This is a genomic window from Arthrobacter terrae (genome assembly GCF_015708085.1).
Taxonomy (GTDB): domain Bacteria; phylum Actinomycetota; class Actinomycetes; order Actinomycetales; family Micrococcaceae; genus Arthrobacter_M; species Arthrobacter_M terrae.
Map to the genome: position 1 here is coordinate 41,032 of NZ_JADNYM010000026.1, position 25,335 is coordinate 66,366.

General features: G+C 62.9%; 28 protein-coding genes and 3 pseudogenes. 14 read left to right on the top strand and 17 right to left on the bottom strand.

Annotation, left to right across the window (positions count from 1 at the left end; genetic code table 11):
* Positions 1-30: 30 nt before the first annotated feature.
* From IV500_RS21660 to IV500_RS17665, 7 genes and pseudogenes are all read right to left on the bottom strand, one after another.
* Entirely contained in the window at positions 31-192 is a 162-nt protein-coding gene (locus tag IV500_RS21660) for a hypothetical protein (protein ID WP_230855139.1), read from the bottom strand.
* A 135-nt stretch (positions 193-327) separates the two neighbouring features.
* Positions 328-732 (bottom strand): annotated as a pseudogene (locus tag IV500_RS21665) (hemerythrin domain-containing protein); the annotation flags it as partial.
* 199 nt (positions 733-931) lie between these two features.
* The gene (locus tag IV500_RS17645; protein ID WP_196398130.1) at positions 932-1,396 is read right to left on the bottom strand and encodes a hypothetical protein; all 465 of its coding nucleotides are present in this window, start codon (positions 1,394-1,396) and stop codon (positions 932-934) included.
* 263 nt (positions 1,397-1,659) lie between these two features.
* Complete coding sequence (locus IV500_RS17650; RefSeq protein ID WP_196398131.1) at positions 1,660-2,013, bottom strand: hypothetical protein; 354 nt, start codon at positions 2,011-2,013, stop codon at positions 1,660-1,662.
* A gap of 3 nt (positions 2,014-2,016) precedes the next feature.
* Positions 2,017-2,208, bottom strand: coding sequence for a hypothetical protein (locus tag IV500_RS17655; RefSeq protein ID WP_196398132.1), 192 nt, complete (start codon positions 2,206-2,208; stop codon positions 2,017-2,019).
* 45 nt (positions 2,209-2,253) lie between these two features.
* Positions 2,254-2,406, bottom strand: coding sequence for a hypothetical protein (locus IV500_RS17660; protein WP_196398133.1), 153 nt, complete (start codon positions 2,404-2,406; stop codon positions 2,254-2,256).
* A 207-nt stretch (positions 2,407-2,613) separates the two neighbouring features.
* Positions 2,614-3,393, bottom strand: coding sequence for a helix-turn-helix transcriptional regulator (locus IV500_RS17665; RefSeq protein ID WP_196398134.1), 780 nt, complete (start codon positions 3,391-3,393; stop codon positions 2,614-2,616).
* Positions 3,394-3,627: 234 nt separating this feature from the next.
* Here IV500_RS17665 and IV500_RS17670 point away from each other — a divergent pair, with 234 nt between their 5' ends.
* The 3 genes and pseudogenes from IV500_RS17670 to IV500_RS17680 form a co-directional block, all read left to right on the top strand.
* Complete coding sequence (locus tag IV500_RS17670; RefSeq protein WP_196398135.1) at positions 3,628-3,765, top strand: hypothetical protein; 138 nt, start codon at positions 3,628-3,630, stop codon at positions 3,763-3,765.
* Positions 3,766-3,940: 175 nt separating this feature from the next.
* Positions 3,941-4,306, top strand: a pseudogene (locus IV500_RS17675) (cupin domain-containing protein); the annotation flags it as partial.
* Positions 4,307-4,649: 343 nt separating this feature from the next.
* Positions 4,650-4,828: pseudogene (locus tag IV500_RS17680) on the top strand (recombinase family protein); the annotation flags it as partial.
* 454 nt (positions 4,829-5,282) lie between these two features.
* Here the strand turns inward: IV500_RS17680 and IV500_RS17685 are convergent.
* The 7 genes from IV500_RS17685 to IV500_RS17715 form a co-directional block, all read right to left on the bottom strand.
* Positions 5,283-5,537: a hypothetical protein gene (locus IV500_RS17685; protein WP_196398137.1), complete on the bottom strand. Its 255-nt coding sequence runs from the start codon at positions 5,535-5,537 to the stop codon at positions 5,283-5,285.
* The gene (locus IV500_RS17690) at positions 5,534-6,913 is read right to left on the bottom strand and encodes an inorganic phosphate transporter (protein ID WP_196398165.1); all 1,380 of its coding nucleotides are present in this window, start codon (positions 6,911-6,913) and stop codon (positions 5,534-5,536) included. Before IV500_RS17690 ends, IV500_RS17685 begins: the two co-directional genes overlap by 4 nt.
* Positions 6,914-7,083: 170 nt before the next feature.
* Complete coding sequence (locus IV500_RS17695) at positions 7,084-7,572, bottom strand: hypothetical protein (protein ID WP_196398138.1); 489 nt, start codon at positions 7,570-7,572, stop codon at positions 7,084-7,086.
* 67 nt (positions 7,573-7,639) lie between these two features.
* Positions 7,640-8,524 (bottom strand): cation diffusion facilitator family transporter, encoded by an 885-nt coding sequence (locus tag IV500_RS17700; RefSeq protein WP_376770226.1) that lies wholly within the window; start codon positions 8,522-8,524, stop codon positions 7,640-7,642.
* Between the two features lie 197 nt (positions 8,525-8,721).
* Positions 8,722-9,996, bottom strand: coding sequence for a pyridoxal phosphate-dependent aminotransferase (locus IV500_RS17705; protein WP_196398139.1), 1,275 nt, complete (start codon positions 9,994-9,996; stop codon positions 8,722-8,724).
* Positions 9,997-10,110: 114 nt separating this feature from the next.
* Positions 10,111-11,022 carry a hypothetical protein gene (locus tag IV500_RS17710; protein ID WP_196398140.1) on the bottom strand — a complete coding sequence of 304 codons (912 nt, stop codon included), beginning with the start codon at positions 11,020-11,022 and terminating at the stop codon, positions 10,111-10,113.
* On the bottom strand, positions 11,012-11,191 hold the full coding sequence (locus tag IV500_RS17715) for a hypothetical protein (RefSeq protein WP_196398141.1): 180 nt from the start codon (positions 11,189-11,191) through the stop codon (positions 11,012-11,014). The genes IV500_RS17710 and IV500_RS17715 overlap by 11 nt, the downstream gene beginning before the upstream one ends.
* 297 nt (positions 11,192-11,488) lie before the next feature.
* On the opposite strand from IV500_RS17715, the gene IV500_RS17720 reads away from it, so the two are divergent.
* From IV500_RS17720 to IV500_RS17730, 3 genes are all read left to right on the top strand, one after another.
* Positions 11,489-12,049 (top strand): hypothetical protein, encoded by a 561-nt coding sequence (locus IV500_RS17720; protein WP_196398142.1) that lies wholly within the window; start codon positions 11,489-11,491, stop codon positions 12,047-12,049.
* Between the two features lie 126 nt (positions 12,050-12,175).
* Positions 12,176-12,463: a YegP family protein gene (locus tag IV500_RS17725; protein WP_196398143.1), complete on the top strand. Its 288-nt coding sequence runs from the start codon at positions 12,176-12,178 to the stop codon at positions 12,461-12,463.
* A 378-nt stretch (positions 12,464-12,841) separates the two neighbouring features.
* The gene (locus tag IV500_RS17730; protein ID WP_196398144.1) at positions 12,842-13,609 is read left to right on the top strand and encodes an SDR family oxidoreductase; all 768 of its coding nucleotides are present in this window, start codon (positions 12,842-12,844) and stop codon (positions 13,607-13,609) included.
* Between the two features lie 63 nt (positions 13,610-13,672).
* Here the strand turns inward: IV500_RS17730 and IV500_RS17735 are convergent, their stop codons facing one another.
* Entirely contained in the window at positions 13,673-13,891 is a 219-nt protein-coding gene (locus IV500_RS17735; protein WP_196398145.1) for a hypothetical protein, read from the bottom strand.
* Positions 13,892-14,144: 253 nt separating this feature from the next.
* Here IV500_RS17735 and IV500_RS17740 point away from each other — a divergent pair, with 253 nt between their 5' ends.
* The gene (locus IV500_RS17740) at positions 14,145-15,398 is read left to right on the top strand and encodes a phospholipase D-like domain-containing protein (protein WP_196398146.1); all 1,254 of its coding nucleotides are present in this window, start codon (positions 14,145-14,147) and stop codon (positions 15,396-15,398) included.
* A 12-nt stretch (positions 15,399-15,410) separates the two neighbouring features.
* On the opposite strand, the gene IV500_RS17745 is transcribed toward IV500_RS17740, so the two are convergent.
* Positions 15,411-15,764, bottom strand: a complete 354-nt coding sequence (locus IV500_RS17745; protein WP_196398147.1) for a hypothetical protein — start codon at positions 15,762-15,764, stop codon at positions 15,411-15,413.
* 265 nt (positions 15,765-16,029) lie between these two features.
* On the opposite strand from IV500_RS17745, the gene IV500_RS17750 reads away from it, so the two are divergent.
* Complete coding sequence (locus IV500_RS17750) at positions 16,030-17,802, top strand: glycoside hydrolase family 13 protein (RefSeq protein WP_196398148.1); 1,773 nt, start codon at positions 16,030-16,032, stop codon at positions 17,800-17,802.
* Positions 17,803-17,818: 16 nt separating this feature from the next.
* Here IV500_RS17750 and IV500_RS17755 read toward each other — a convergent pair whose 3' ends face one another.
* Positions 17,819-18,763: a glycosyltransferase family 9 protein gene (locus IV500_RS17755; RefSeq protein ID WP_196398149.1), complete on the bottom strand. Its 945-nt coding sequence runs from the start codon at positions 18,761-18,763 to the stop codon at positions 17,819-17,821.
* Positions 18,764-18,944: 181 nt separating this feature from the next.
* Here IV500_RS17755 and IV500_RS17760 point away from each other — a divergent pair, with 181 nt between their 5' ends.
* Genes IV500_RS17760 through IV500_RS17785 form a run of 6 tightly spaced genes read left to right on the top strand, consistent with a single transcriptional unit; the run spans position 18,945 to position 25,302 of the window.
* The gene (locus IV500_RS17760; RefSeq protein ID WP_196398150.1) at positions 18,945-19,550 is read left to right on the top strand and encodes an HAD family hydrolase; all 606 of its coding nucleotides are present in this window, start codon (positions 18,945-18,947) and stop codon (positions 19,548-19,550) included.
* The gene (locus IV500_RS17765) at positions 19,547-20,629 is read left to right on the top strand and encodes a glycosyltransferase family 9 protein (protein ID WP_196398151.1); all 1,083 of its coding nucleotides are present in this window, start codon (positions 19,547-19,549) and stop codon (positions 20,627-20,629) included. Before IV500_RS17760 ends, IV500_RS17765 begins: the two co-directional genes overlap by 4 nt.
* Positions 20,626-21,819: a glycosyltransferase gene (locus IV500_RS17770; RefSeq protein WP_196398152.1), complete on the top strand. Its 1,194-nt coding sequence runs from the start codon at positions 20,626-20,628 to the stop codon at positions 21,817-21,819. The genes IV500_RS17765 and IV500_RS17770 overlap by 4 nt, the downstream gene beginning before the upstream one ends.
* Complete coding sequence (locus IV500_RS17775) at positions 21,816-23,153, top strand: glycosyltransferase (protein ID WP_196398153.1); 1,338 nt, start codon at positions 21,816-21,818, stop codon at positions 23,151-23,153. The genes IV500_RS17770 and IV500_RS17775 overlap by 4 nt, the downstream gene beginning before the upstream one ends.
* Positions 23,150-23,905 carry a D-sedoheptulose-7-phosphate isomerase gene (locus IV500_RS17780; RefSeq protein ID WP_196398154.1) on the top strand — a complete coding sequence of 252 codons (756 nt, stop codon included), beginning with the start codon at positions 23,150-23,152 and terminating at the stop codon, positions 23,903-23,905. Before IV500_RS17775 ends, IV500_RS17780 begins: the two co-directional genes overlap by 4 nt.
* A complete protein-coding gene (locus IV500_RS17785; protein WP_196398155.1) occupies positions 23,902-25,302 on the top strand; it encodes a PfkB family carbohydrate kinase in 1,401 nt (466 codons plus the stop codon). The genes IV500_RS17780 and IV500_RS17785 overlap by 4 nt, the downstream gene beginning before the upstream one ends.
* Positions 25,303-25,335 lie beyond the last annotated feature (33 nt).

The window sequence follows — 25,335 nt, forward strand, 5'->3', positions numbered from 1 at the left end:
TGTTGGCGCGACGGTTGCCATTATTTTGGTTTATGACGGCCTTGCGTCGTAAATCAGACGGTAATATGACTCGTATTGTCGGCGGCCGAGCAGGTTGTAGAGTACCCGGGCAATTCCGGGGACGTTCGCCTTCATCCATATGTTTCGTTCCTGCGGCGTGAAAGCCTCGAGGATGAAACCGAGTTGGATCATCAGCCGATTCTTCGCAATGCTAGTCCTGCCGTGCTCCCCGAGTTCGTCCCATTCGCGCTGCGAAAGGGACGTTGAGGCGGCCGGAAGGATAAGTGTTTCTTCATTGCCGAGGTGGGTGAAGAGCATTGTGTTGAGTGCTTCGAGGATTCTTACCACCTTGTCGGCCCCTTCACTATCAGCATCGCGTTGCCAAGCGGGCAGTTCCGCTTCGAGTTCTCTCAATATTTCGGCGACGGCGGCGTGTTGCGCCCGCATGTGTTCGACGTGAAGCGCGCAGGATGGGGAGCGGGTCCGAAGTCGATCCCAGAGCAGGAGATCCTCGCCGTCATGATGCTGGTGAAGGTTCCGGGCAATCTCTGCGACGTGGTCGCCGATCACCCTGGAACGCTGAGTATCTCCAATCGGCACCCTGCGCACGAGTGCAGGGGCATCGGTGAAGACACGTCGGAACATGCGATGGATGACCACCATTTCACCCGTGTCGCATCCCATCTTCTCGCCCGCAAACGGAGTGCCGTCGCTGGGCCGTTGCTGAACCATTACGTCTCGTTTCCCTGAAAGGTGAGAAACTGCACGCCATCGTTCAATCTGGCGATGATTCCCCACGGTAATCTATGATTTCCGGCAGTCGGCGCCGGACAATACCGGCGCCGACGTCGGCGCGCTCGGTGCCGCTCCCGGCACCGGGGCAGCCAGCAGGCTCCGCGTGCTCGCCGTTCCCTGCTGAGTGTCCGTCCCCTTAGAGGACTTTGACCGCCAACATGACCTTGGCGGCGAGCGCCAGAACGTCCGCAAGGGACTTGCCGGCCTGATTGACGCCGTCATCGATCTTCTTCCAGTCCTCGGCCCACCGGTCATGCGGGGTGTGCCCTAGCAGGAAAGACAGACCAACTGCCTGACTGAGTTTGTCGGACGGCACCCATTCGTTGGAATAGGCGTCCGTCCGGATCGAGCGACCCCAAAAGACAGACTTGGCGTCGACGCCAGCGGTGTGAAGGCCGGACTCCCAGATGATAGTGCCGTCCGCGGAAGTCAGTTGCGCCGAGGCGCCGCTCGTAAAACCGAGCCCCCAACTGTTGGTCGAGGTAGTCACTTGGAGCCACAGTTGACCTTGGGATGTGACATGACCGAGTGCGTGAATGTGAAAACCCTTGCCCTCTTGATCGGGCCACTGTGCTTCGTGGTTGATGGGAAAATTGGTCATAGTAATGCACCTCTCAAGCGTCGTGTCTGCTAGCAAAAGCGTGCAGTCCCCCGGCTGCACGTTCCAAGCGTTGCAGACTCTCGTGGCCTGTTATATACGCTCTTTGGCGTATTTCGGCTGCCTGTACTAGGGACAGTCCCGGCGCCCGGAGTATGAGACGATCTGTCGCATCAGTGACCTTGCCTGCGCCGCGCACGGTGCCTTCGGTCAGCACCTGCGACGTCAACAGGACGGGGATGTTGGAGCTGCCCGATCCTCCCGCCTCAGCCGTCGGCGTTGCGCTTGAAGACCAGCATCAGGGCCCGCAGGCCGAGGACGAAGCCACCAAAGAGCAGTGCAAAACCGAAGACAGCGTAGAGGCGGATTTGTCCGGTCAGCAAAGGACCCTTGTTGCTGGTAATCAGGATGATGGCACCCAACACCGCTGCGCCGGCGAGGACGGCGACGACGAGCTGCTGGCACAGGCCGGTGAGGTAGCGGCGGTCGGCGGAGTGGGCCAGCATGCGTACGTTGATGGAGAAACGGCCCTGCTCCAGATCCTCGCTGATCTTGTTGATCCGGCGGGGGCAGCCGGTCAAGCATTGGCAGCAGGGCCACCATGCGTTGCTCAAACTCATCTTTCAGGCTGCCATACCCAATTTCCCCGATACCAGCCTGCTACCCTCGGCGCGGGCTGCGGCCACCAAATCCATGCCCGGATCAATGAACAGCAATGTTCCCTCCACAGCGGCCAGGGCCCGGAATGCAGCACCGATCTGGGCCGGCACGGAGAACTTGTGTGCTATCACCAGGGCGAACAACTCACTAAACATTTTCTGGCTGCCGCCGGCCCGGAATCCGGTCCGGAAACTGGTGAGTCACTGTCCCAGTGAACGTTCCACCGCCCGCACATCGGGGTCTTCGGGCCGGTCAAGGAGTTCGATGAGCGCGTCCATGGCGCCGGCGGCGTCGTTCTTGTCGGAAGTTCGCAGCTGCCTCTGCCTGCCCGTTAAATCGTAGGCACGTTCCATGCGCAGCACCCTATCGTCATGGTTGTGCACAAAATTCTAAGCGGGAGCAACCCTGGCAACAATCTCTACCGCACGATGGCTCCAGCGGTACGCTCTTTGGCGTATTTCGCCTGGCTGTACCAGGGACAGTTCCGGCGACCGGAGTATGAGACGATCTGTCGTATCAGTGACCTTGCCTGCGCCACGCACGTTGCCTTCGGTCAACTTCTACGACGTCAGATCCAGATCCGCGCGGGTCGCCGTGAGTAAACCCAGCGTCTGACCACGATGGACCGCCAGGAGCCGGTCGTGCGTGCCGAGCTTGGCATACACCCGTTCCAAGTGCTTGCGGACCGTGGCCGGCGCTATCCGCAAAACCCTGGAGACCGCGACGGCGGTAAGACCGCCCGCGATCAGTTGCAGAACCTCCAACTCCCGGTCGGTCAAACCACTGGCTGCTTGCGCCTCACCAGCGCGCAGTACCTCCGGCCCGGTGCCCCGGCAGGTGAGCAGGCTTAGCATCGCCTGAACGCGCGGCGCTAGCTCCATGTCGTCATCGGTGAAGTCGCGCGAAACCCGGTTCAGCACCCAACCATCTCCGGTCATCCGGCCGAAGCGTACGGTCAGCATCGACAACTGAAAATGAATGCCGAGAGGGCGAAGAACCTCGCTGTAGCTCCCGGTGCGCTGTAACTGCACTTGGCTTGCCAAATCACTCATCCGCCGCGGCGCGAACGACGGGGACGCCAGGTAACTCTGGATGATTGGGTGATCTCGAGCGTGATGGGCCAGCAAAGAAGCTACGGGCGCCTTCTCCAGCTCGGCTGGCGTCCCGCGCAGGACTGCGCTTTGCCGGTCCAGGTCGAGGTGGTTCCAGGTGGCACCGTCGCAATGGAACACGGCAACAAGCATGGCTGAGGTCGCGGCGAAAAATGCGTCACTGTCGGAAATGCCGCATAGCTCGTAGCTGAGCCCGAGCTCCACGTTTTCGCCGCTGCGATCGCGCATAACAAACCACCTTGCCGAGGTTGCTCCATCATTCTGCCACTTTCTCGCTCCTAACGGGAGTCTGCGCAGCGTAGGCGGAGGGAGGACGCAGAGCATCCCGCCTGCAGCCTGCGCGTCTGGGCCAACTCGTCGCGGGCACGGTCACTACGCGAAAGCGCGTACAGACGCCCCCGTCAGACACAGACACAATGAAGGTGCCGGGACATCCCGGCACCTCGTCCTAAGGAGAATGTCATGCATCGTCTATTAGTCGCCTTGGCAGTGGCCGTATGTGCGGCAGGGTCCGTCGCTGGGCCTGCACTTGCCTCATCACCGTCGATCCACAAGAGCGGCTCCGTTGCGGTGGCCTTTGACAACATCCACAAGTCGTAGGCATTTCGCTCAAAAAAACCACTTTCGAATATGAGCGCGGCACTGTGGCGGCCAGTACCGAGTTGAATGGCCGGACCAACAAAAGAGGGGGCCACGGCGACGAGGCATTTGTCGGACGCTGTCAAGTACTCGTCGAACGGGGAGCCCCTGGTAGGCACTATGGCAGCCCTCGCCGCCGGCAGCCCGGTTCGCCGGCGACGTCCGGCTCGACCCGATCACGCTGCCCCGCGAGGCTGCCCAGACCATGGTGGTCGCGACCGTCCGGTTCGCTCCCGGCGCCCGAACCACCTGGCACTCCCACGGGCACGGCCAATACCTCCGCGTCACCCAGGGCGTAGGCCGCTTCGGCGGCCGTGACGGCACCATCATCGAGGTCCACCCCGGCCAGACGCTCTACACCCAGCCAGGCGAGGAGCACCGGCACGCTGCTGCACCGGGCTGCTTCATGGAACACATCGCCATGCTTCAAAACGGAGAGGACCCCGCCAAGGCCACCACCTGGGGCGAACACATCACCGACGACGAATACAAGGGTCGCTAATTGGCTCCGGTTCCGCGCGGACACTGGACATCGTGTGCCAGCCGCCTCCCCCGCCGGGTCGATTCTCGTCACGGAGGGATCGATTCCTGAAGTTGCAGCCCGTAATGACACGCAGTGAGAACACGTAGAAGGCCCGCTCCACGAGGCACTTTTGTTCTCCTGTCGCGTGCACACTATCTATGGAGCAGCGTCTGCGCTGTGGACGTCGTGCCGTAAAGCGTCTTAGCCGCTTCCCGGTCCGGGGTTTTTGAGTCAAATGAGGACGTGCAGCTTTAACTTGACGCGCTGGTCACTGCAGGGGTGTAAAAGCGGGATGTGTTCGCCGATGTCACCCTGATAGCCGGACGGGATTGACCCGGCGACCTCGACTGGGCGGATGATGCTGAACCTGCTGGCTTCCCTGGCTGAGTACGAGGCTGAGTACGAGCGCGGGCTGATCGTTGGACGCGTCAACGCCGGGATGCGAAGGACGCCCGGTTGAAGGGACGCACCGCCGAAGACGCAGCACGCCTCATCTGGTAGAGCCGCGCGACGCTGTACCGCCACCTCGGACAAAACGCCGGATCCGTCAAGGGCCAGTGATCCCAGATGCCCCAGCGAAAGGCAGCCGACTATGGACCCAGTACAGTCGACTTCTGAGAAAGACACATGCCCGAAGAGAGTGACCTCCGCGAGTGACTTCAACTTCAACGGCACCCGAAGACCCGCAGTCGGGGACCACGATCACACGCTTAGCGCCAACCACTGTACCGATAGTACGCTGGCCGGGCCAGCTCGTTCTTACCGCTGACGGAGACATTCGGCACCGCCGCGCCAAGGTCGCGACCGGCGAGCAAGATATGCGATCGCCGAGTTGAACGGAGTTCCGGTTCACGACGACGGCAACACGCTCTCCCGGCTGATTCGTCTGGGTATCGGGGCCCAAGGCCCCGGTCCCCTGCTCGGGTGACGCCTGCCTAATGCAGGGCTGGCACAATCATGACGGAAAACCAAAGAACCCCAGGATCGGCCCGGACAGCGCCGGCACGACGAGGGCGACTCCCAACAGCACCGCCGCGATGCAAATGACGAAACAAAGATATGCAGCCGCTCGTGCAACCTTCGTGCTGGGCACCTGCTCGTCCACGCTCACCGCGTAGAGCCGTACACCAGTTGCGTAAACACCGACTACAAGCACGGCCGAGATCAGCGTGGTCACGGCCACGACGAGAAAGGCTCCCCAATTAATCATGATTTGCCGTTCTGCTTTGCGTCCGAGGATTTGGACTGTACTGCCGGCAACGAACCGGTGCCGGCGCCGGGCCCGTCCGCGGCCCGGGTGGCCTGTTCGACTGCGGCCTGTGCCGCGACCCTGGCTGCCGCTTTCTGCACTGCCTTGGCGGCGGCCTTTTCAGCGGCACGTTCGGCGGCACGGGCCTTGGCTGCAAGCCTGTCGCGCTCTTTCTTACTCGGGATATGGACCGTCTCACCGACGGCGTCGACGTCGCTGATGGCGTTCGCGTGGTCCACGTGGCCGCGCTGGGATCGGACGAAGATAAAGAGAATGGCCCCGAGACCGACGACGGCGTCAATCAGCACGCCGATGGTCCCCACGCCCGCGATAAAGGCCGCCAGGCCGCCGACAATGGCGGCTGCCGGAAGAGTAAAGAGCCAGCCCAGCGCGATCTTGCCGATGGCCCCCCACCGTACGGTGGAACCAGTTCGTCCGAGACCGGAACCGATCACTGACCCCGAAGCCACATGGGTGGTGGAAAGCGCAAAACCGAGGTGCGAGGAGGCCAGAATGGCTGCTGCGGTACTCGTTTCCGCGGCGAAGCCCTGGGCCGGCTTAACGTCTGTAAGACCGCTGCCGAGAGTGCGGATGATCCGCCACCCTCCCGTGTACGTTCCCAGGGCGATGGCCAGGGCGCAGGCACCGACCACCCAGAGCTCCGGTCCGGATCCGACCTTTTGCATGTTCGCGGAAATCAGCACAAGTGTAATGACCCCCATGGTCTTCTGCGCATCGTTGGTGCCGTGTGCCAGCGCAACCAGCGAGGAGGAGAACACCTGGGCATAACGGAATCCGCCGCGCTTTTGCACCAGTTTGTCCCCGGAGTCGGGGTCCGTCCGCCGAGTGATCCGGTAGGCGAGCTTGGTACACAGATAGGCAACGCCGCCGGCAATCAGCGGCGCCACCACGGCGGGCAGGATGATCTTTGAAAGCAGCACGCTCAGGTCCACCGCGTGTAAACCGATCCCTACCACGGCTGCACCGATAAGGCCGCCGAACAGCGCGTGCGAAGAGCTGGAGGGCAAACCGAACAGCCAGGTGACAAGGTTCCACAAAACTGCGCCCATCAGCCCGGCAAAAATCATCACAGGGGTTATTTGGACGCCTTCGCTGCCCTCCCGGATTAACCCGCCGGAGATAGTCTTGGCCACCTCGGTTGAGAGGAAGGCACCCACCAGATTTAGCACAGCTGCCAGCGCCACTGCAGTTTTCGGTTTAATAGCTCCTGTGGCGATGGGCGTAGCCATGGCATTGGCTGTGTCGTGAAACCCGTTCGTAAAGTCGAAGAAGAGAGCCAGCGCTATGACAAGCACGACCATGAAGGTGAGATCCACCCGTGATCCAATCTGAGAGGTCAACTGCGGACTGTCAAAAAATCTGGCTGTCGTTACCCGCGGACAGTGCCCGCCGGGATTTCACCAAACAGTAATGATCTTATGTTGCCGACAGCTACCCGCCAAAGACGCCTTCCGGACTTCTGGCACCGGAGGCCGAAGTGATAGCCCTATAGATCGTCCTGATCGAGGATTCCGGCTCCGAACCGGCCCAGCGGTGAGCCACCGAAGTTCGCATCATCGTCGCTGCCGTCGGCCTCGTTCCCGGTGGGTGTTTCACCAAAGTCCACGTCTTCAGCTGCCTCGCCCATGGTGGGTTCATCCGGCGGAATCTGCTCCTCGCCGGACTCATAACGGGCTTCCTCCGTCTGGTCTTCCAGGTACTGCTCTGAACGGTAACCATCCGGCGCCGCTTCACCGCCTTCTATCAGCGGATCATCGCGCCAACGCTCCGGGTTGGCTTCGGCTGCCCCTGGATAATCATCCGGGCCGCGGCCGCTGAGCGGATCGGGGCCGTTAGCCCCGGGTGTTGAGGGATCATCGTCCGCGGCCGGGTCGCCTGTGCCGGCACCAGCCGCATCCGGCATGCCCGACGTATCGCTGAATATGTTCAGTCCCATTTCTTGAACCTGCTCTTCGGGAATGTTTTCTTCACTCATACTGGACCCTTTCCGAGGTTTACTGCTGTTTCCTTTCAGCAACCCTACTCAGCGCCGTCCGGGCTGGCTACAGCGCATCCTCCTCAAGGGAGGTCTCTTCGTTGGTCGCAAGCGTCAGCACGGCCTCTTCGATGAGATCGTTGGCCTCCACTTCCCTTTCCACCCGGCGGAGAGCGAGCGCGACGTCGCTCTCCGGGCAATTGCCCGCCATGTCTACCGCAGCCACCAGGTACAGCCGGTTAGGGCCGACAAATTCAAGGTGAATATAGGTGACGCGCTCAATGTCCCGATGCTCCAGCAACATCCGTAGAGCGGATTGTTCAAGCTCAGGAGTAACCGCCTGGCCGACCAGGAAGCGGCGGTTCCTGTCGATGAGCACGACGGCGACGACGGCCAGCAGCAGGCCGACCAGGATCGAACCCAGCGCGTCCGGAACTGCCGATCCAGTCACCTGATGAAGGAAGATTCCCGCGAAAGCAATGGCCAGGCCCACCAAGGCAGCCGAATCTTCGGCAAACACGGCCCGCAGGGTGGGATCGGAGCCGAGCATGACATCCTCCAGAACGCCCCGCTTGTGCCGGGCCGCGAGCTTCCTGGCCTGGCGGAGGGCCTGCAGAAAGGACATGCCCTCCAGGACGAACGAGACCGCCAGGACAATATAGGCAATCAGGAAATCCGATGCCGGTTCCGGTGTGAAAAGCTGCTGGACTCCGTGCATGATGGACACCGCGGCCCCGGCGGTAAAGAGCCCGCATGCGGCGAGCATGGCCCAGACATAGGCCTCACGGCCGTAGCCGTAAGGGTGCGCCGGGTCGCCCTTCTTTTTGGATCTCTTGTCCGCAATGATCAGAAAGACCTCATTGCCGGTATCCGCCCAGGAGTGGGCCGCCTCGGCCGTCATCGACGCCGAACCGGTGAGCGCGGCGGCCACCGATTTCGCGACGGCGACCAAAAAGTTGGCGCCAAACGCAATCAGGATGGTCAGCAGCCCCGAGTCTCTGGCCTTCGCAGGAGTATTTCCGCCATTGAGCCGGACAGTGCTCTGCCCTGGCTCAGTCTCTGCCGGTTGGGTTTGTCCATGGGCCCAGAATACTCACTGACCGCCGGAACAGGGACTTTCACTGCTCCAGCCCCACAGGGCCTGGCCGGCTATACCGCCGTCGTGCTGCTCCGGCTGGTGCCGGACAGCCGGATGGCACGCGCTGCCGACGAGCGCCGATAGGCGCCAAGGAAAGCAGAAATCCGGCGGACTGCTTCTTCGATGTCCGCCACGGCCGGCAGAATCACAAAACGGAAGTGGTCCGTCGTCGGCCAGTTAAACGCTGTCCCGTGCGAGATGAGGATTTTTTGTTCCTGCAGCAGGTCAATCACGAACTGCTCGTCGTTCTCGATGGGGTACAGCTGCGGGTCCAGTCGCGCGAACAGGTACATCGCCCCGGCGGCAGGGACGGCGCTGACGCCGGGTATCGCGGTGAGTAATTCGTGCGCACGGTCCCGCTGCTGGCGCAGTCTGCCGCCGGGCGCCACCAGATCATCGATCGTTTGATAGCCGCCCAGGGACGTCTGAATAGCGTGCTGGGCCGGGACATTGGGGCACAGCCGCAAGGAAGCGAGCAATTCCAGCGCTTCGCGGTACTCCGACATGGCAGCGCGCGGACCACTCAGGGCTACCCAGCCGGACCGGTAACCGGGCATCCGGTAGGCCTTGGACAAACCGCTGAATGTCAGCGTGCACACGTCGGTGGCCACCGACGCGGTGTGCACGTGGACCGCGTCCTCGTAGCGGATCTTCTCGTAGATTTCGTCGGAGAACAGCACCAGGTCGTGCTTGCGGGCCAGGTCGGCAAACCGCTGAAGGATGTGCCGCGGGTAGACGGCACCCGTGGGGTTATTGGGGTTGATGATGACAATCCCCTTGGTCCGATCGGTGATTTTGGCCTCGACATCTGCCATGTCCGGCCACCACTGATTGGCCTCGTCGCATAGGTAATGCACCGCGCGGCCTCCGGTCAGCGTCACCGCGGCCGTCCAGAGCGGGTAGTCCGGAGCCGGGATCAGAACTTCGTCGTCGTTCTCCAGGAAGGCCTGGAGCGTCATCGAGATTAGTTCGCTGACGCCGTTGCCAATGAAGATATCCTCCACGCCGATCTGCATCAGGCCCTTGGTTTGGTAGTACTGCGAGATCGCGGTCCGAGCGGAAAAAATGCCCTTGGAGTCGCTGTATCCCTGGGACCCGCGTAAGTGATGAATCATGTCCACCACGATCGATTCCGGAGCTTCGAGACCGAAAGGTGCCGGGTCACCGAGGTTCATCCGCAGAATCCGGTGTCCCTGCGCCTCCATTTTTTTGGCTGCCTGAAGGATGGGGCCACGGAGTTCGTAACGGACGTCTCGGAGTTTGCTGGAATGCTGCATCTGGGGCATGCTCAATCTTTTCACACCCTGCTTTGCCCGCCGGGACCCTGCTGGCGGCCACTTCGCACCCATTCCTTCCGCAGCCGCTTTCCTAAACCGGCTCCCCCGGTAGACCGTTGCCCGTCAGTGCTCCCGCAGCCGTTCCGCCGCCCGCTCGGCAGCGTTCCGGGCCGTGGCTGCGGCGCGCGCCGCGTGCTCCTGCTGCCGCTGCAGGCGCTCCACTTCCCGGTCCGCGGCGGCAATGTTGCGCTTTGCTTCGTCGGCAAGGTCCGTCAGCTCACCGAGCCGGGTGCGCAACGCAGTACGCGTTGCTGTAAGTTCGCGGTTCTGTTGCCGAAGGCCCTCCGCGGTCCGTTCCGCCTCCGCTGCCGCGCGATCTGCTGCTTCGGTCTTCCGTTGTGCCGCTTCCCGCATCCTGGCTGTCAATCGTGGCCCCGCAGATTCGCCGTCTGCAGATTCGTCCGCTATTTCACCCGACGCGGTCTTCCCGGCCTGGCGCACCTGCGCCGCCACGGCTCCGGAAAGGTCCACCGTGCCCCAGCCGTCTGCTGATATAGCGCGCGTCAGCGTTCCGGTCCGGACAGCGGCGGCGGCCCACGCGTCGGTCGTGGCCGCGCGCAGCGTCTGTTCAACGTCCCGGAGTACGGCGTCGCTGGCCTTTGAACCCAGGTCCGCGGCCAGCTCCCGGCCGGATTTCAACAGCTTGGCGAGCAGCCCGCGGCGCTCCCGGCTGAGGCTGCGCATCTTCGCCTGGTCCAACTCCGCCTGGGCCTGCCGGAGCTTTTCCCCCACTCGCAGCAGCCCGTCAACTTCCTGTGGGCGATGGATGACCAACATATTCACCAACCATGCCGCCGCTGACGGTTTTGCCAAGGTGCCGATGCGCTGCGCCAATCCCGTCCTCCCGGCGGAGTGCGCAGCCGCAGCGCCTTCCTTCCGGGCGGCAGTGAATTCCGCGGCCGGTAAGCGGTAGAGCCGCGTAACTTGCTGCGCCAGCACGTCGTCGTCGTGCGCCTGTGCCTGTTCACCCGCCATACTGCCGACGACCCTCTCCGGCAATCCACAGGGGGCAGGCCGTAGAGAGGCTAACGGCTACGAAACCGCCGGCACCCATGTGGAGTCCGGAATTTCCCCGGGCGCTGGGCACCGGCTTGGCGAACGTACCGCCAGCGGCGTCGACGGCGTTCATGGACAGTTCAGACACCTTGACCCTCCCCGGCCAGCACCACCGAGCAACTGCGCCGTCCCCAGTCTGGTCTGGATGTGGCGCTGAACGGAACCGTCACGGACATGGCCCCGTCCCGCACGGATAGGGCCAAGCGGGACTCACCGGCGCAGCGGCAGCTCGTCGCTGAACCATGCACGCCTCCTTACACCAGTCCGCGGCACTCCCAGCAGATAAATATCTTATTCGGATACAACAGTAAGACGCTCTTAACACTTGCCGGTGTTCGTACCGGTGCCGGTGCTTCTGGAGCCCCTTGCGCAAAGGACGCCTGTAGTGCAGCTTAACTTCGATTATTGGTCCATTGTGGCCATTGCTTTTCTTTTGTCTGCACTGAATTCTGTAGCCGGTGCGGTTCGTCTGCAATCCTGGCCGGCCCGGCTCAACCAGCTGCTGACGGCCCTGATGGCGTTGTCGCTGGCGACGGTAGCACTCCATCTGATGCCCGGCGGCGCCGTGACGGCCGTCGGCGCCGTCCTGCTGCTCGCGGCGGCCTGGTTCCTGTTGCAATGTCTCCCCCGGCGTCCCGAATGGGCCAGACACCAGCACCGCGGCTGGCTAATATACCGCGCTACCCAATTGGCTCTGAGCTACTGGATTGTCACGGTGTTTTCCGTGAGCGCCGGCAAGCCCGGCCCGCCCGTCCACCTGCTCGGCTCCATTCTGCTCTCTGTCTACGGTGGGGTGCTATTGGTGATCGCGGCGGTCATCTGGCTCCTTGCCACCTTTGCCACCCCGCGACGGGACACTTCGGCACAGGCGGTGGCTAAACCCCAAGGACTAGCGGAAGCATTAGTCGCCGGCGGTCTGGCCTTTCTCCTGATTGCGTATGCCTGACGCTTAGGCTCGCTGCGGATGCCTGGCTTCGTAAAAGAGTTCAGGCAGCTTCCGGATTCGCGCCTTGGTAGTCAGCCTGCTTAGTATTGGCAGGGTAACGTCCCCGTTGCGGTCAGGAGCCCGACATTGGCTGGCAGTTTCGAATTGGTTGATGCGTCCGACGGTGGGTATCGGATCAAGATGCTTGGTGGCGGTGGCTCGCTCCTGGCGGTCTCTATGTCTTATCCCAGCAAAGCTGCAGCCGTGCGCGGTATTGAGGTCCTGCGCGAAATCGGCGGGACCGGTCTGGTCAGGGACCACAGCTGCGGGACCGAGTCAGCCACGTGCGAGGACGACCAGACGGCAGACGCTCGAATCGCGGTCCGGAACCGCACCCCTCCGCTGCATAGCCATTTGAGCACCGGCTGGCCGTAACCGAGCCGACGGTGCTGGGGCCCAAGCGTGGCTCGAAGGAGAGTTACCGGCTATCAACTGCAGCGGTATTCATGTAGGGTCTACACAGCCACAGTGCGTGACACGTTTGTCACGCATCGTTGACGTAGAATGGGAGCGACAGGGGTGGTGGTCGAGCGGCCTCTTCCCCCAGCGTCAGCCCGGCACCTGTACAGTGCCGGGCTGACAAATACAGTGCCGGGCTGACAAACACGGTGCCGGGCTGACAAACCCATGGTGCCGGGCTGACAAACCCATGGTTCGGCTCACAAATACGGTGCCGGGCTCACAAACACAGGGCTCGGCTCACAAACACAGAGCTTGGCCGGCAAACACCTCCGAACGGAGACCTTGATTATCATGGATTCCAACCGCCTGGACGGATTAACAGCGATTGTCACGGGGGCGAGCCGCGGCATCGGGCTGGCCGTGGCGCACCGGCTGGTAGCCGAGGGCGCCCGGGTCTGCATCACAGCACGGTCACCGGAACCGCTGGCCGCAGCGGCAGCGCAGTTCCCCGAAGGGTCGGTACTCGCTCTCGCCGGAGCAGCCGACGATCCGCAGCATCGGCGGGAGGTGCTGGACGCCGTCGCTCGTAGTTTCGGCAGGCTGGACATTCTGGTCAACAACGCCGGCATCAATCCGGTCTACGGAACGCTGATGGAATTGGACCTGGCCGCGGCCAGAAAGATTGCTGAGGTTAACATCTTTGGAACCCTGGCCTGGGTGCAGGACACCTACCATCATCCCGAACTCGACTTCGCCTCCCGCGGCGGCGCCGTGATCAATATGTCGTCCGTCTCCGCGCAGACACCGGCCTCCGGGCTCGGCTTCTACGGTATTAGTAAAGCCGCCGTAGAGCACCTGACCCATTCCCTTGCAGCCGAGTTGGGACCGACCGTGCGCGTCAATGCTGTCGCTCCCGCCGTGGTCAAGACGCAGTTCGCGCGGGCGCTCTATGCCGGACGCGAGGCAGCCGTTGCCGCGCAGTATCCGCTCGGCAGGCTAGGGACACCAGAAGACGTAGCCGCCGCCGTCGCATTTTTGGCCAGCAGCGATGCCGCTTGGATCACCGGTCAGGTGTTGAACCTCGACGGCGGACTGCTGGCCGTCGGAGGCACCGCTTAGACCGTGCCATGATCGGCAGACAGACACACAGACACACAGACAGTCTGTCTGTCACGGCGGCGACTAGAGGGATGCCCGCATGGCCATAGCAGCGGTGACCAGACCGAGCACTCCGGTCACTGCCGCCAGGATCCACAAACCAAACAGGAGACCGTTGCGCTGACGAACGCCCGGCGAGCTTCCGGCCGATACGACGTCCGCGCGGAATAAGGCCAGACACGCACTCCCGATGGCAATGATCCAGAAAATCCATTCGATAATTCCGTAAACATACTGGCTCATGGCATCGCTCCTTTTCCGTTGGACGGCCCCGCCGCGCCGTAAACCTTCGGCGAACAGCCCAAATTACTCGTCACTTCAACGCTAGCATCGCGCCGGGCTGAAGGACAGGATGCTTCCCCAAAGCCCATTTCGACGGCAGTGGGCGGACAGCCGCGGCATTGACGGCGGTCCGGATGCTTTGGCGCGCGGTGGCATCCAGCGCCGGCATTTCCTCCGTCACAGGGTGCGCCTGCGGGCTTGCTAAGGTTCTTTCATGAGATTGCACCAACTCAAGAGCGCAACCGGGATCCTCAGACTCACCATCCAACGCACTGTAGTCGGCTTTTTTGCCCTCCAGGGCGCAGTCATCGCAGGACTGGTCGTCATGGACACCATCCGTAAACACGGCAGACGCAAGCGCGTGGGGTTCCCGCGTCCGGGGACGTTCGAAAGCGAGGTGGCCGGTTCCACCACCACGATCTATACCTACGGCGAAGACTTGTATACGGAGATGCTGGCGCAGATCCGGCAGGCCAAGCAGCGGATCCTGATGGAAACCTACATCTGGAAGAACGACAAGGTCGGCAGGGAATTCAAAGCCGCACTGGCGGAAGCCGCGGAACGCGGCGTGGAGGTCTTCGTGATTTACGATGTCTTTGCGAATCTGGTGGTGCCACGTTCATTTTTCCGTTTTCATCCGGCGATCCACGTTTTGCCTTTCCCCGTTCTGCGGCCCTCCATCGTCTTCACCAATGTCCGCGGCACGGGGCTGGATCATCGCAAGCTCCTGATCGTCGACGAGGAAATCGGTTTCGTCGGCGGCTACAACATTGGTTCCCTCTATGCCACCCAGTGGCGGGATACCCATCTAAAGATCTCCGGGCCGTCCGTATGGGAGCTTCGCCAGGCGTTCGCCACGGTCTGGAATCACTATCGAAAGGGTCTTCCGGAGCTGCGGGAGACTAACGCTAATTTCTGGGAACCGCGCGTGCGGGCCGTCAATAACATTCCGTCCAGCTTGGTATTTCCCATTCGCGGCATCTATCTCGATGCCATCGACCGGGCCAGCCATCACATCTACATCACCATGGCTTACTTCATTCCTGACCAGCAGATTCTCGATTCGCTGCTCAGTGCCAGCAGGCGGGGGGTTGATGTGCGGGTCATCCTCCCCGAAGACTCGAACCATGTCCTCTCCGACTGGCTCTCGCGCGGCTTTTACACGGCCCTCCTGCGCGACGGAGTCACGATACTGCTGTACCAAAATGCCATGGTCCACGCGAAAACGGCCACCATTGACGGCCAGTGGTCCACCGTTGGCACGGCAAATATTGACCGGCTCAGCCTGACCGGCAACTACGAAATCAACATGGAAATCTACGATGCCAACCTCGCCGCCGATCTGGAAACCATATTTGCCATCGACAGCGCCAACAGCCGCATCCTGACGCTGGAGGAATGGCAGGACCGCCGAGTGGCAGCCCGGTTCAGCGAATCGATCCTGGCCCCCTTGCGTCCCCTGCTGTAGCCCGGGGGCCGGTTATTCCTGGAGCGGAAGTTCATGCTGGCTAAGGCACAAGTACAGTTTCCCGTCCTCAATCCGTTCGAGTTCATCCGCGGCCGCATACGAGTTCCGCGCCAGAAAACCCTTGCCGTCGATTTTGACGTATCCCGTCCGGAACAGCCTGCGGGCCATCTCCTCAGGAACCCTGGGTTCGGTGCCGACCATCGAGTTTAATCCCACAAAGAGTACGTTCTGGGCAGCCGTGGAATAGACTTCTTCGAACGCCGCAGCCTTCGGATTGGGCCCCTTGACGTGATCGACCTTTCCAATCATCTTGCCGCTCGCGTCAACCACCCGCATGCCCTTGGCCACCAGCTCCAATAAGCTCATCCTGCCACGCTCCTTGTATCGAATCGAACCAGACTGCTGCCCTGCCCTGAACGGCGCCGGACCGTTTGCTGGTCTTCCTGTCAGCGTAGCCCGGCGGGTCGAGGAATTCGACTTCAGGGAATCATCAGCACCTCCGCGCCACGGCACTAATGCCCCGGCAGATTCCGCGATCGACCCCCGGGGCACAGAGTTGTTCGATAAGCTGCGTTGCAGGTTCCTTGGCCATATCCGGTACCCCGGCGCACCCCGTGAAAGGTCCTTGCCAATGTCAGCATCCCCTTGGTTCCACAGCGCTGTGGTGTATCAGGTCTACCCCCGCAGCTTCGCCGATTCCAATGGAGATGGCATCGGCGACATCCGCGGCATCCTGGGCAAGCTTGACTATCTGCACCGGCTTGGCATCGACGTCCTGTGGTTGTCTCCGGTCTACGCTTCGCCGCAGGACGACAATGGCTACGACATCAGCAACTATCAGGACATCGACCCGATCTTTGGAAGCCTTGATGAGCTCGATGAGCTGATCGCAGCTCTGCACTGCCGGGGGATGAAACTTGTGATGGATCTGGTGGTCAACCACACCTCGGACGAACACCCGTGGTTCCGCGAATCCCGCTCGAGCATGACCAGTCCCAAGCGTGACTGGTACTGGTGGCGTCCGGCTCGTGAGAACACCATCGGGGGCGCCCCCGGTGCCGAGCCGAACAACTGGGGATCGGCGTTCTCCGGCCCGGCCTGGCGTTACGACGCGGACTCCGGCGAATACTATCTGCACCTCTTCTCCGCCAAACAACCCGATCTGAACTGGGAAAATGCGCACGTCCGGGCGGCCGTGTACGAGATGATGAACTGGTGGCTGGACCGGGGAGTGGATGGTTTCCGAATGGACGTCATTAACTTCATCTCCAAGGACACTTCGCTGCCCGATGGGCCAATGGCCGAGGGCATGCACTACGGCAACGGCAGCCCTTCTTATATCAGTGGTCCGCGGATCCATGAATTTCTGCACGAGATGCACCAGCAGGTCTTCGCGGACCGGGAGCGCGATCTGCTGACAGTTGGCGAAATGCCCGGCGTCACTGTGCAGGACGCCGTCGCGTTCACAGATCCCGCACGAGCGGAGGTCGACATGGTGTTCCAATTCGAACATGTGGCCCTGGACCATAAGGACGGCAGCAAATGGCTTCCGGGACCGCTGAAACTGACGGATTTGAAGTCCTCGCTGGGCCGGTGGCAGGAAGGGCTGGCCGAGCGTGGTTGGAACAGTCTTTACTGGGGCAATCATGACCAGGCCAGAGCAGTGTCCCGCTTCGGAGACGACGGGGAATACTGGGAGCTTTCGGCCAAGATGCTGGCTGGAATCCTGCATTTGCACCGCGGCACACCCTACATTTATCAGGGTGAGGAATTGGGCATGACCAATATGTCCTTCGCAACCATCAGCGACTACCGGGACATCGAAGTACTCAATCACCATCTGGAGGCAACCACGCAGTTGGGCCACACCGATGCACAGGTGCTCGCCGCCGTCGCGCCTTTGAACCGCGACAATGCACGGACCCCGGTGCAGTGGGATACCACCATTAACGCTGGGTTTAGTGCCGGCACGCCATGGATCGCGGTCAATCCGAATCACCACCGGATCAACGCAGCCACCCAGTTGGACGACCCGCACTCCGTTTTCAACTTTTACCGGCAGGTCATCGAGCTTCGCCATACTGACCCCGTCGTCTCCGAGGGGGATTTTAATATGCTGATGCCCAGGGACGAACAGGTCTATGCCTTCCGGCGCTCGCTGCCCGGCACCGAGCTCTTGGTACTCGGCAATTTCTCCGACACTGTGCAGTCGGTCCCACCTGCACAGATCCTCGGGCCGCAGGACACTTCATGGGAGGGGGCCGAGCTGGTGCTGGGCAACTATCCCAAGACAGACGGTGACCAGACCGCGCATCAACAGGTCACTGTCCCGGCGGCCATCTCCCTGCATCCGTGGGAGCTGAAGGTATTACGACGGCGCCTTCCGTCCAGCGGAGTCAGGTAAGACCAGAGGGGGGCAGCTACAGGCAGCCGAGATCGCGGGCAGCTGCCAGTACGTCTGCTGCGGAGACGGCCAACAAAGCAGGGTCGGGGATGGCCGAGAAGGTATCACCTCGACGAAGCTCCGCCCTGGTAAGTGCGATGTGCGGGCCCGGCGGCGGACCCCATTCGGAAACCGGTGCAGGGCCGAAAATAACTACGGAGCGGCGACCATATGCCGATGCCAAATGTGCCGCCCCGGTATCTGCTGACACGACAATCGAGGCTCCCGCGATGACGGCGGCGAATTCATCCAGGCCCAGGGTACCCGCGACCACCCGCTCCTGCGGCAGACCTGCCAGAGCCGCAACCTGCAGGGCCCGTCGGCGCTCACCCTCGCTGCCGGTAAACGTCACGCAGTGGCCGGCCGCCTCAAGGCCGCGGGCGACGGCGGCAAACCGTTCCTGGGGCCAGAGCCTGCTTCCGTAGGCGGCACCCACATGGACCACCGCTGCCGATGGCAGCGGGTTCGCTACCATCGGCAGCTGCAGGCGGTAGTCCAACGGGTCAGCGGGAATACCGTGCCACTGCAGCAACTGCGCCCAGCGCTCGCGTTCATGCACCCCATCGCGCCATTGTGGGCCGTCCCAGCCTGGACCGAGGTGCCCGATTCGTCGTTTCGGTGCCAGTTCGTCGAGCCGATACAGACTTTCGGGTCCGCTCCCGTGCAAATTGACGGCCACCTCAACGCGGCCCGGGGACAGGGACAGCGGGTCATCGAGCCCCTGCGTCTTTAAAAGTGTGTCTACTCCCCCCACGAGTGCAAGTACAGGGGCAAGCCACGGCTGCGCAGCATAAATGAGCCGATGCCCCGGATATGCGCGCCGAAGTGCGTGCAGCGCAGGCACCGCCACCAATAAGTCCCCCAATTTAAGCGCGCGAAGAGCGAGCACCTCGGGCCTGCCGTCGGAAGGAAGACTATCCACGCCGATCCTTTACTGAGTTATTCGTCAGATGTCCTCGATATGTCTACAGTCTTATCGCACCATACTGCGTCGGACTTTGTAGCTGGCCGGAAATCTGACTGGCCCAACCAAAGTACAGCGCCGGGAGAAGAATTCCCCGCAGCTTCGTTTAGCTCCTGTTTCATTGGGGAACAGTGCTTATATGACGAGTATCGGCGAGGACGCAAAAGTCTGGACGGCAAGCACAGCATCTTCCGGCACAGCACCATCTGACGCAACGTTATTTGACGCCATTCTCTTTGATCGTGACGGAACGCTGGTGGTGGACGAGCCGTACAACTCCGATCCGGAGCTGGTGATTCCGGTTCCCGGGGCGGTTGCTGCTGTTGCGGCCGTACGCCGGGCGGGTTTGCGCACCGGCGTTCTCACCAACCAGTCCGGAATCGCCCGTGGGCTCCTCACCGCGGCGCAGGTGCAGGCGGTCAACCGCCGCGTGGACGACTTATTCGGTGCATTTGACGTGTGGGAATTCTGTCCGCACGGCCCGGACACCGGTTGCCGCTGCCGTAAGCCCGCCCCCGGCATGATTTTCGCGGCCTGCAGCCAATTGGGGATAACACCATCCCGAACAGCCTATATCGGTGACATCGGCTCCGATATCGGCGCCGCCCATGCAGCCGGGGCCATCGGGGTACTGGTGCCCACGGCAGTGACACTGCCCGAGGAGATAGCGCAGGCCGCACTGGTAGCAGAGTCCCTTGGCGCAGCGCTCCAGCTTCTGCTCGGACCGGCGGTGAGCCCCCGATGACCCGGCGCGTTCTGGTGGCCCGTCTTGATAGTGCCGGCGACGTGCTGCTGGCCGGACCCGCGGTACGGGCGATAGCCGGCGGGGCGTCAATTGGCCGCGGGGCAGAGCCGACCGAGGTGATACTGCTCAACGGACCACAGGGCGAGGCGGCGGGTTCACTACTGCCGGGGGTGGCCGCGCAGTTCACCTGGGAATGCCCTTGGATCATCGCCCCCGCCCCGGCAGCGAACGCGGCGCTGATGCACGAGCTGAGCGTCTTTATCCGGGGAGCAGCTCTTGACGAAGCAATTATTCTTACCTCCTTCCATCAATCACCTCTGCCCCTGGCGTTGGCGCTGCGGCTGGCCGGAGTCCCGTTCATCACGGCTGCCTCCTCGGACTATGCCGGCTCGTTGCTTGATGTCCGGCTCCGCCCCGGCGAAGACTTTCCTGAGGATCAACCAGAGCCGGAACGGGCGCTCACCATCGTTCGTGCCGCCGGCTACCAGCTCAGTCCCGGCGATGATGGCAGGCTGCGGGTCAAGGACGTGCCCGATGTCACGGCCCTCGTTGGCGCCGGACCTTATATAGCCATCCACCCCGGAGCCGCGGTGCCTTCGCGCCGGTGGCCGGCATTACACCATGCCGCCGTGGCGGAGTTGCTGACCGGGAGCGGCTACCGCGTCGTGGTGACTGGTTCCGCAGCCGAGAGCGGTCTAACGGCAACGGTGGCAGGAGTGGCCGGGCTGGACTTGGGCGGCCGGACAGATCTGTCAACGCTCGCCGGTGTGGTTTCTGGAGCTTCCGTGCTGATCACCGGCAACACCGGACCCGCACATTTGGCTGCAGCGGTGGGTACACCGGTAGTGTCGCTGTTCTCACCGGTCGTCCCCGCGGTTCGATGGGCGCCGTACGGTGTCCCCTTGGAACTCCTCGGGGATCAAAACGCACCCTGCCGGCTCAGCAGAGCGCGTGAATGTCCGGTGCCGGGTCACCCTTGTCTGTCGTCTGTATCCCCTGAAGACGTTGTGGATGCCGTTGAAAGGCTGCTCAACGGAGTTTCCTCACTACAGACAAGAAGGGAAGTGAAGCAACGGTGAAGATTCTCTTATGGCACGTTCACGGTGGCTGGACCGACGCTTTCGTGCGGGGCGGCCACGAGTATCTACTGCCCGCCACTGCCGAGGGTGGCCCGTGGGGTTTGGGCCGCGGCGGCCGGAACTGGCCGGCCAGTGTCCGGGAGGTGGATCCGGCCAGCCTGCGGCAGGCCGAGGTGGACGTCGTCGTTCTGCAGCGTCCGGAAGAAATCGCAGCGTGTGAGAAACTTCTGGGCCGGCGCCCTGGCAGAGATCTTCCGGCCGTGTACCTGGAGCATAATACGCCCAGGGGCGACGTCCCCACGTCTGTGCATCCGCTGGCGGACCGTTCCGACATACCCGTGGTGCATGTGACGCACTTCAATGATTTGTTCTGGGATACCGGCGACGCAGCGACTGTAGTCATTGAGCACGGCATCGTTGACCCCGGTTATCTATACACCGGCGAGCTCCCGCATCTTGGCGTGGTGATCAACGAACCCGTGCGCCGGTGGCGGGTAACCGGAACCGACCTGCTGCCGCCGTTTGCCCGCGTTGCTCCCCTTGAGGTTTTTGGTATGGGCACCGACGCCCTGCCGGAGTCCCTCGGGCTAGCACCCGCCGACATGAGAGTCCGCGGCGACCTCCCTACCGCCCGGCTGCACCGGGAACTCAGCCACTGCCGGGTGTATCTCCACCCCCTGCGGTGGACTTCACTGGGTCTGGCGCTACTGGAAGCGATGCATCTCGGGATGCCCGTACTGGCGCTGGCGAGCACGGAGGCTGCCCGGGCAGTCCCGCCCGAGGCCGGCGCTGTGTCCACCAATGTTGAAGATCTTCAGCTAGCCGCCTCGGCATTGATTCACGACCCGGAAGAAGCCCGCCGCCGCGGAAGGGTTGCCCGGGAGGCAGCGCTGGAGCGTTACAGCCTCGCAAGGTTCCTCACTGCGTGGGACCGGGTGCTGGCGGACCTCACTACCCGGTGCCCGACGCGCCCCGGCCCGGCTGACAACGCTCCGGCAGCACCGACCGGGCCGGCGGCACCGACCGGGCCGACCGGGCCGACCGCGCTGACCGGGCCGACCGGGCCGACCGCGCTGACCGGGCGGACCGCGGCCGCGGCAACTGCTGCCACGTCTGCTTCGACAAAATGCGCCTCGATAGTACTCACTCCGGCAGGACTCGCTTCCTCAGGAAAAAGGACCACGTTGTGAAAATAGCCATGGTTTCCGAGCATGCAAGTCCGCTGGCGGCTCTGGGCGGTGTCGACGCTGGTGGACAGAATGTCCATGTGGCAGCGCTTTCCACGGCCCTGGCAGAACGCGGTCACCGTGTCACGGTCTATACCCGACGGGACGATCCGGAACTCCCCCACCGGATATATGTACGCCCGGGGTTGGCTGTAGTCCATATCGACGCCGGCCCGGCGGAGCATCTTCCGAAAGATGACCTGCTGCCTTTCATGGGTGCGATGGCTGATGGCCTGGTCGAAGATTGGGGGAATTATCCGCCAAGCGTCGTGCACGCACACTTTTGGATGTCCGGCGTCGCGGCACTGGATGCGGCCCGGCGCTATTCCGGTGGCGGATACCCGGTCCCGGTGGTTCAGACTTTCCATGCGCTGGGTACCGTCAAACGGCGTCATCAGGGCGCCCAGGACACCAGCCCGGCCGAGCGGCAATGGCTGGAGCCCTCGGTGGGGCGTGCAGTGGACCGGGTCATTGCAACCTGCTCTGACGAACTCTTCGAACTCCGGGCGTTAGGTGTCTCCGGCTCAAAAGTCTCGATTGCCCCGTGCGGGGTGGACCTCGATCTTTTCCGTGCCGAGGGGCCGGCGGAAGGAAGGGCGCGGCGGCACCGAATAGTCAGTGTCGGGAGGCTGGTGCCCCGCAAAGGCGTGGATCTGGTTATCCGCTCGCTTCCGTTGCTCGGGACGGCAGGGCTCGACGACGTCGAGCTCATTGTCGTCGGCGGGGCCGGGACCTCGGATGCCCTGGACTCGGATCCCGAGGCCCGGCGGCTGCTGGCCCTAGCCGACGAACTTGGGGTTGCAGACCAGGTGACCTTGCGCGGACAGGTCCCCCGCGAAAATATGCCGGCGCTGCTGCGCAGCGCCGACGCGATAGTCTGTGCGCCATGGTACGAACCATTCGGCATTGTTCCGCTGGAGGCCATGGCCTGTGGCGTTCCGGTGGTCGCCGCCGCCGTCGGCGGTCTCATCGACACTGTGGTGGACCGTGCCACCGGGCTGCACGTGCCGCCGATGAATCCGCAGGCCATCGCAGCGGCTGTAGGAGAGCTTCTCCACGATCCGCAGCTGCGGGTACGGCTGGGGCAGGCAGGCCAGGCGCGGGTACGTTCACGTTATTCCTGGGACCGTGTTGCGGCTGAAACGGAAAAGTTCTATCAGACCACGCTTAATTCCGTACTTAACTGCGCCGACATGCCGTCGGCAGACCAGGACGGGGAATACCTGGACAAAGGCTACTTACCCGAAGGCTACTTACCCGAAGGCTATCTTCAGAGGATGGAAGGGACGGCGCTATGAGTCCGGAGTCCGTAGCTGCCCAACAGCTACTACTGAACGCAGGTGTCCCGCCACGATCCCTGATCCCTGCAGGTGCTGCGGCCGATGCGTCGGCGGATACCGCTCTGGCAACGGTCCTGCAGCACTTGGACAGTGTGGCCCCGGCGCTGGAGTCGCTGCGCCGCCAGGCTCAGCACCTATCGCGCTGGGGAACCGAGTTGGCCCGGCAGCTCATGAGCGGGCAGCGGCTCTTGACCGCCGGCAACGGTGGGTCTGCAGCCGAAGCACAGCACCTAACGGCAGAACTGGTAGGGCGGTTCGATGCCGAGCGCGAACCCTTTTCCGCAATAGCCCTGCATGCGGAAACTTCCGCGATGACTGCTATTGGCAATGACTACGGCTACGACCAGGTCTTTGCCCGGCAGGTTCGGGCGCACGGGCGGCCCGGAGATGTGCTGATTTTGATCTCCACCAGCGGCCGGAGCCCGAATCTGCTGGAAGCGGTGAAAGCGGCCCGTGAAGTAGGGGTGACCAGCTGGGCCTTGACCGGCCGCGGTCCGAATCCGCTGACCCGCAGCTCTGACGATTCCGTTGCGGTTGATGCCCTCCCCGCGAACGCCCAGGAGGGGCACCTGATAGCACTGCACGCCCTATGCCGGGCCTTCGACTCCGAAGTTGCTCGTGCCCGGTCGATTCCTTTGGCAATTTCGATGGCACCGCAGCTTTTCCCCTCGACGATGCTGGCCCCCGAGGATGCAAGGAGGACGCGATGAACATCGTAGTGCTGGGAGACGTCCTGCTGGATGTGGACATGAACGGCGCGGCCGAGAGGTTGTGTCCCGATGCTCCGGTTCCGGTGGTCAATGTGGAGCAGGTCGTGCGCCGGGCCGGGGGTGCCGGATTGGCTGCAGCCATGCTCGTCCGGGACGGCCACCGGGTCACTCTTGTTACGGTGCTCTCGGATGACCGCGCCGCCGGGGATTTGCGCGCGGCACTGCGAACGCTGGTCGGGCTTGACGTCGTCGCCGGTCCTTCCGGCGCACCGACGCCGGTCAAGAGCCGTATCCGGGCACAGGGCCAGCCTCTTGTCAGATTCGATGAAGGCTGCGGAAGCGCGGCAGTCCCGGAGGTGACAGAGACGATGCTGGCAGCCGTTGACGCCGCGGACGTCTTGCTGGTGTCCGATTATGGAAGGGGACTGGCCTCTAATGCTACCCTTCGTGAGCTGATTCGTCAGCGCGCCAGCGAAATTCCAGTGGTTTGGGATCCGCATCCGTGCGGGGCCGATCCCGTGGCCGGTGTTGCGGCTGTCACCCCGAATCTTGCGGAGGCCAGAAAGGCCGCGGCCGATGCTGCCGGACCGGCCGGCAGCGGCGCAGTTTCCGGATCCCTCGAGGCCGCGGCCAGAGCCGGGTCCACGCTTCTGGCCCGGTGGCAAAGCCGGTCCGTCGTGGTCACGCTTGGTGTTGAGGGGGCCATGCTGCTCACCGGTGAAGGCGCTGTCGGGCACCTTGTGCCCGCACCCAAAGTGACCGTTGCGGATCCATGCGGTGCCGGCGACCGCTTCGCTGCGAGTTTGGCGTTGCAGCTGGGACACGGTACAGAGCTGGCGGCGGCGGCACAGGTCGCTGTGCGTGAGGCAGCAGCCTTCCTGGCCGCCGGCGGCGTGCAGTCACTTCAACGGCAGGCCCCGCCGGTGCAGATGCACTCAGACAGCATCGATGCACTTCGGGTGGTTCAAGAAACCCGCGACAAGGGCGGAACTGTGGTGGCTACGGGAGGTTGCTTTGACTTGCTGCACGCCGGCCATTCGCGCAGCCTTGCCGCCGCCCGGGACCTGGGCGACTGCCTGATCGTCTGCTTGAATTCTGATGCCTCGGTCCGACGGCTCAAGGGCGATCAACGTCCCATCGTTGGTCAGCGCGATCGTGCCGAGCTGCTGCTTTCGCTGGGATGCGTCGATGCGGTCCTGATCTTCGACGAGGATTCGCCGGCTATGGTCCTGGACCGGCTCCGCCCGGATCTTTGGGTCAAGGGTGCCGACTACTCCACCGACGAACTGCCGGAAGCCGAGCTGGTCCGCTCATGGGGCGGCCAAACCGTCACCGTCCCTTACTATCCGGAGCATTCCACCAGTGCACTGGCGGCCGCGCTCTCCGCAACAGGCTAACGCCTTCTCCCGAACCATATACCGAGCAACCCA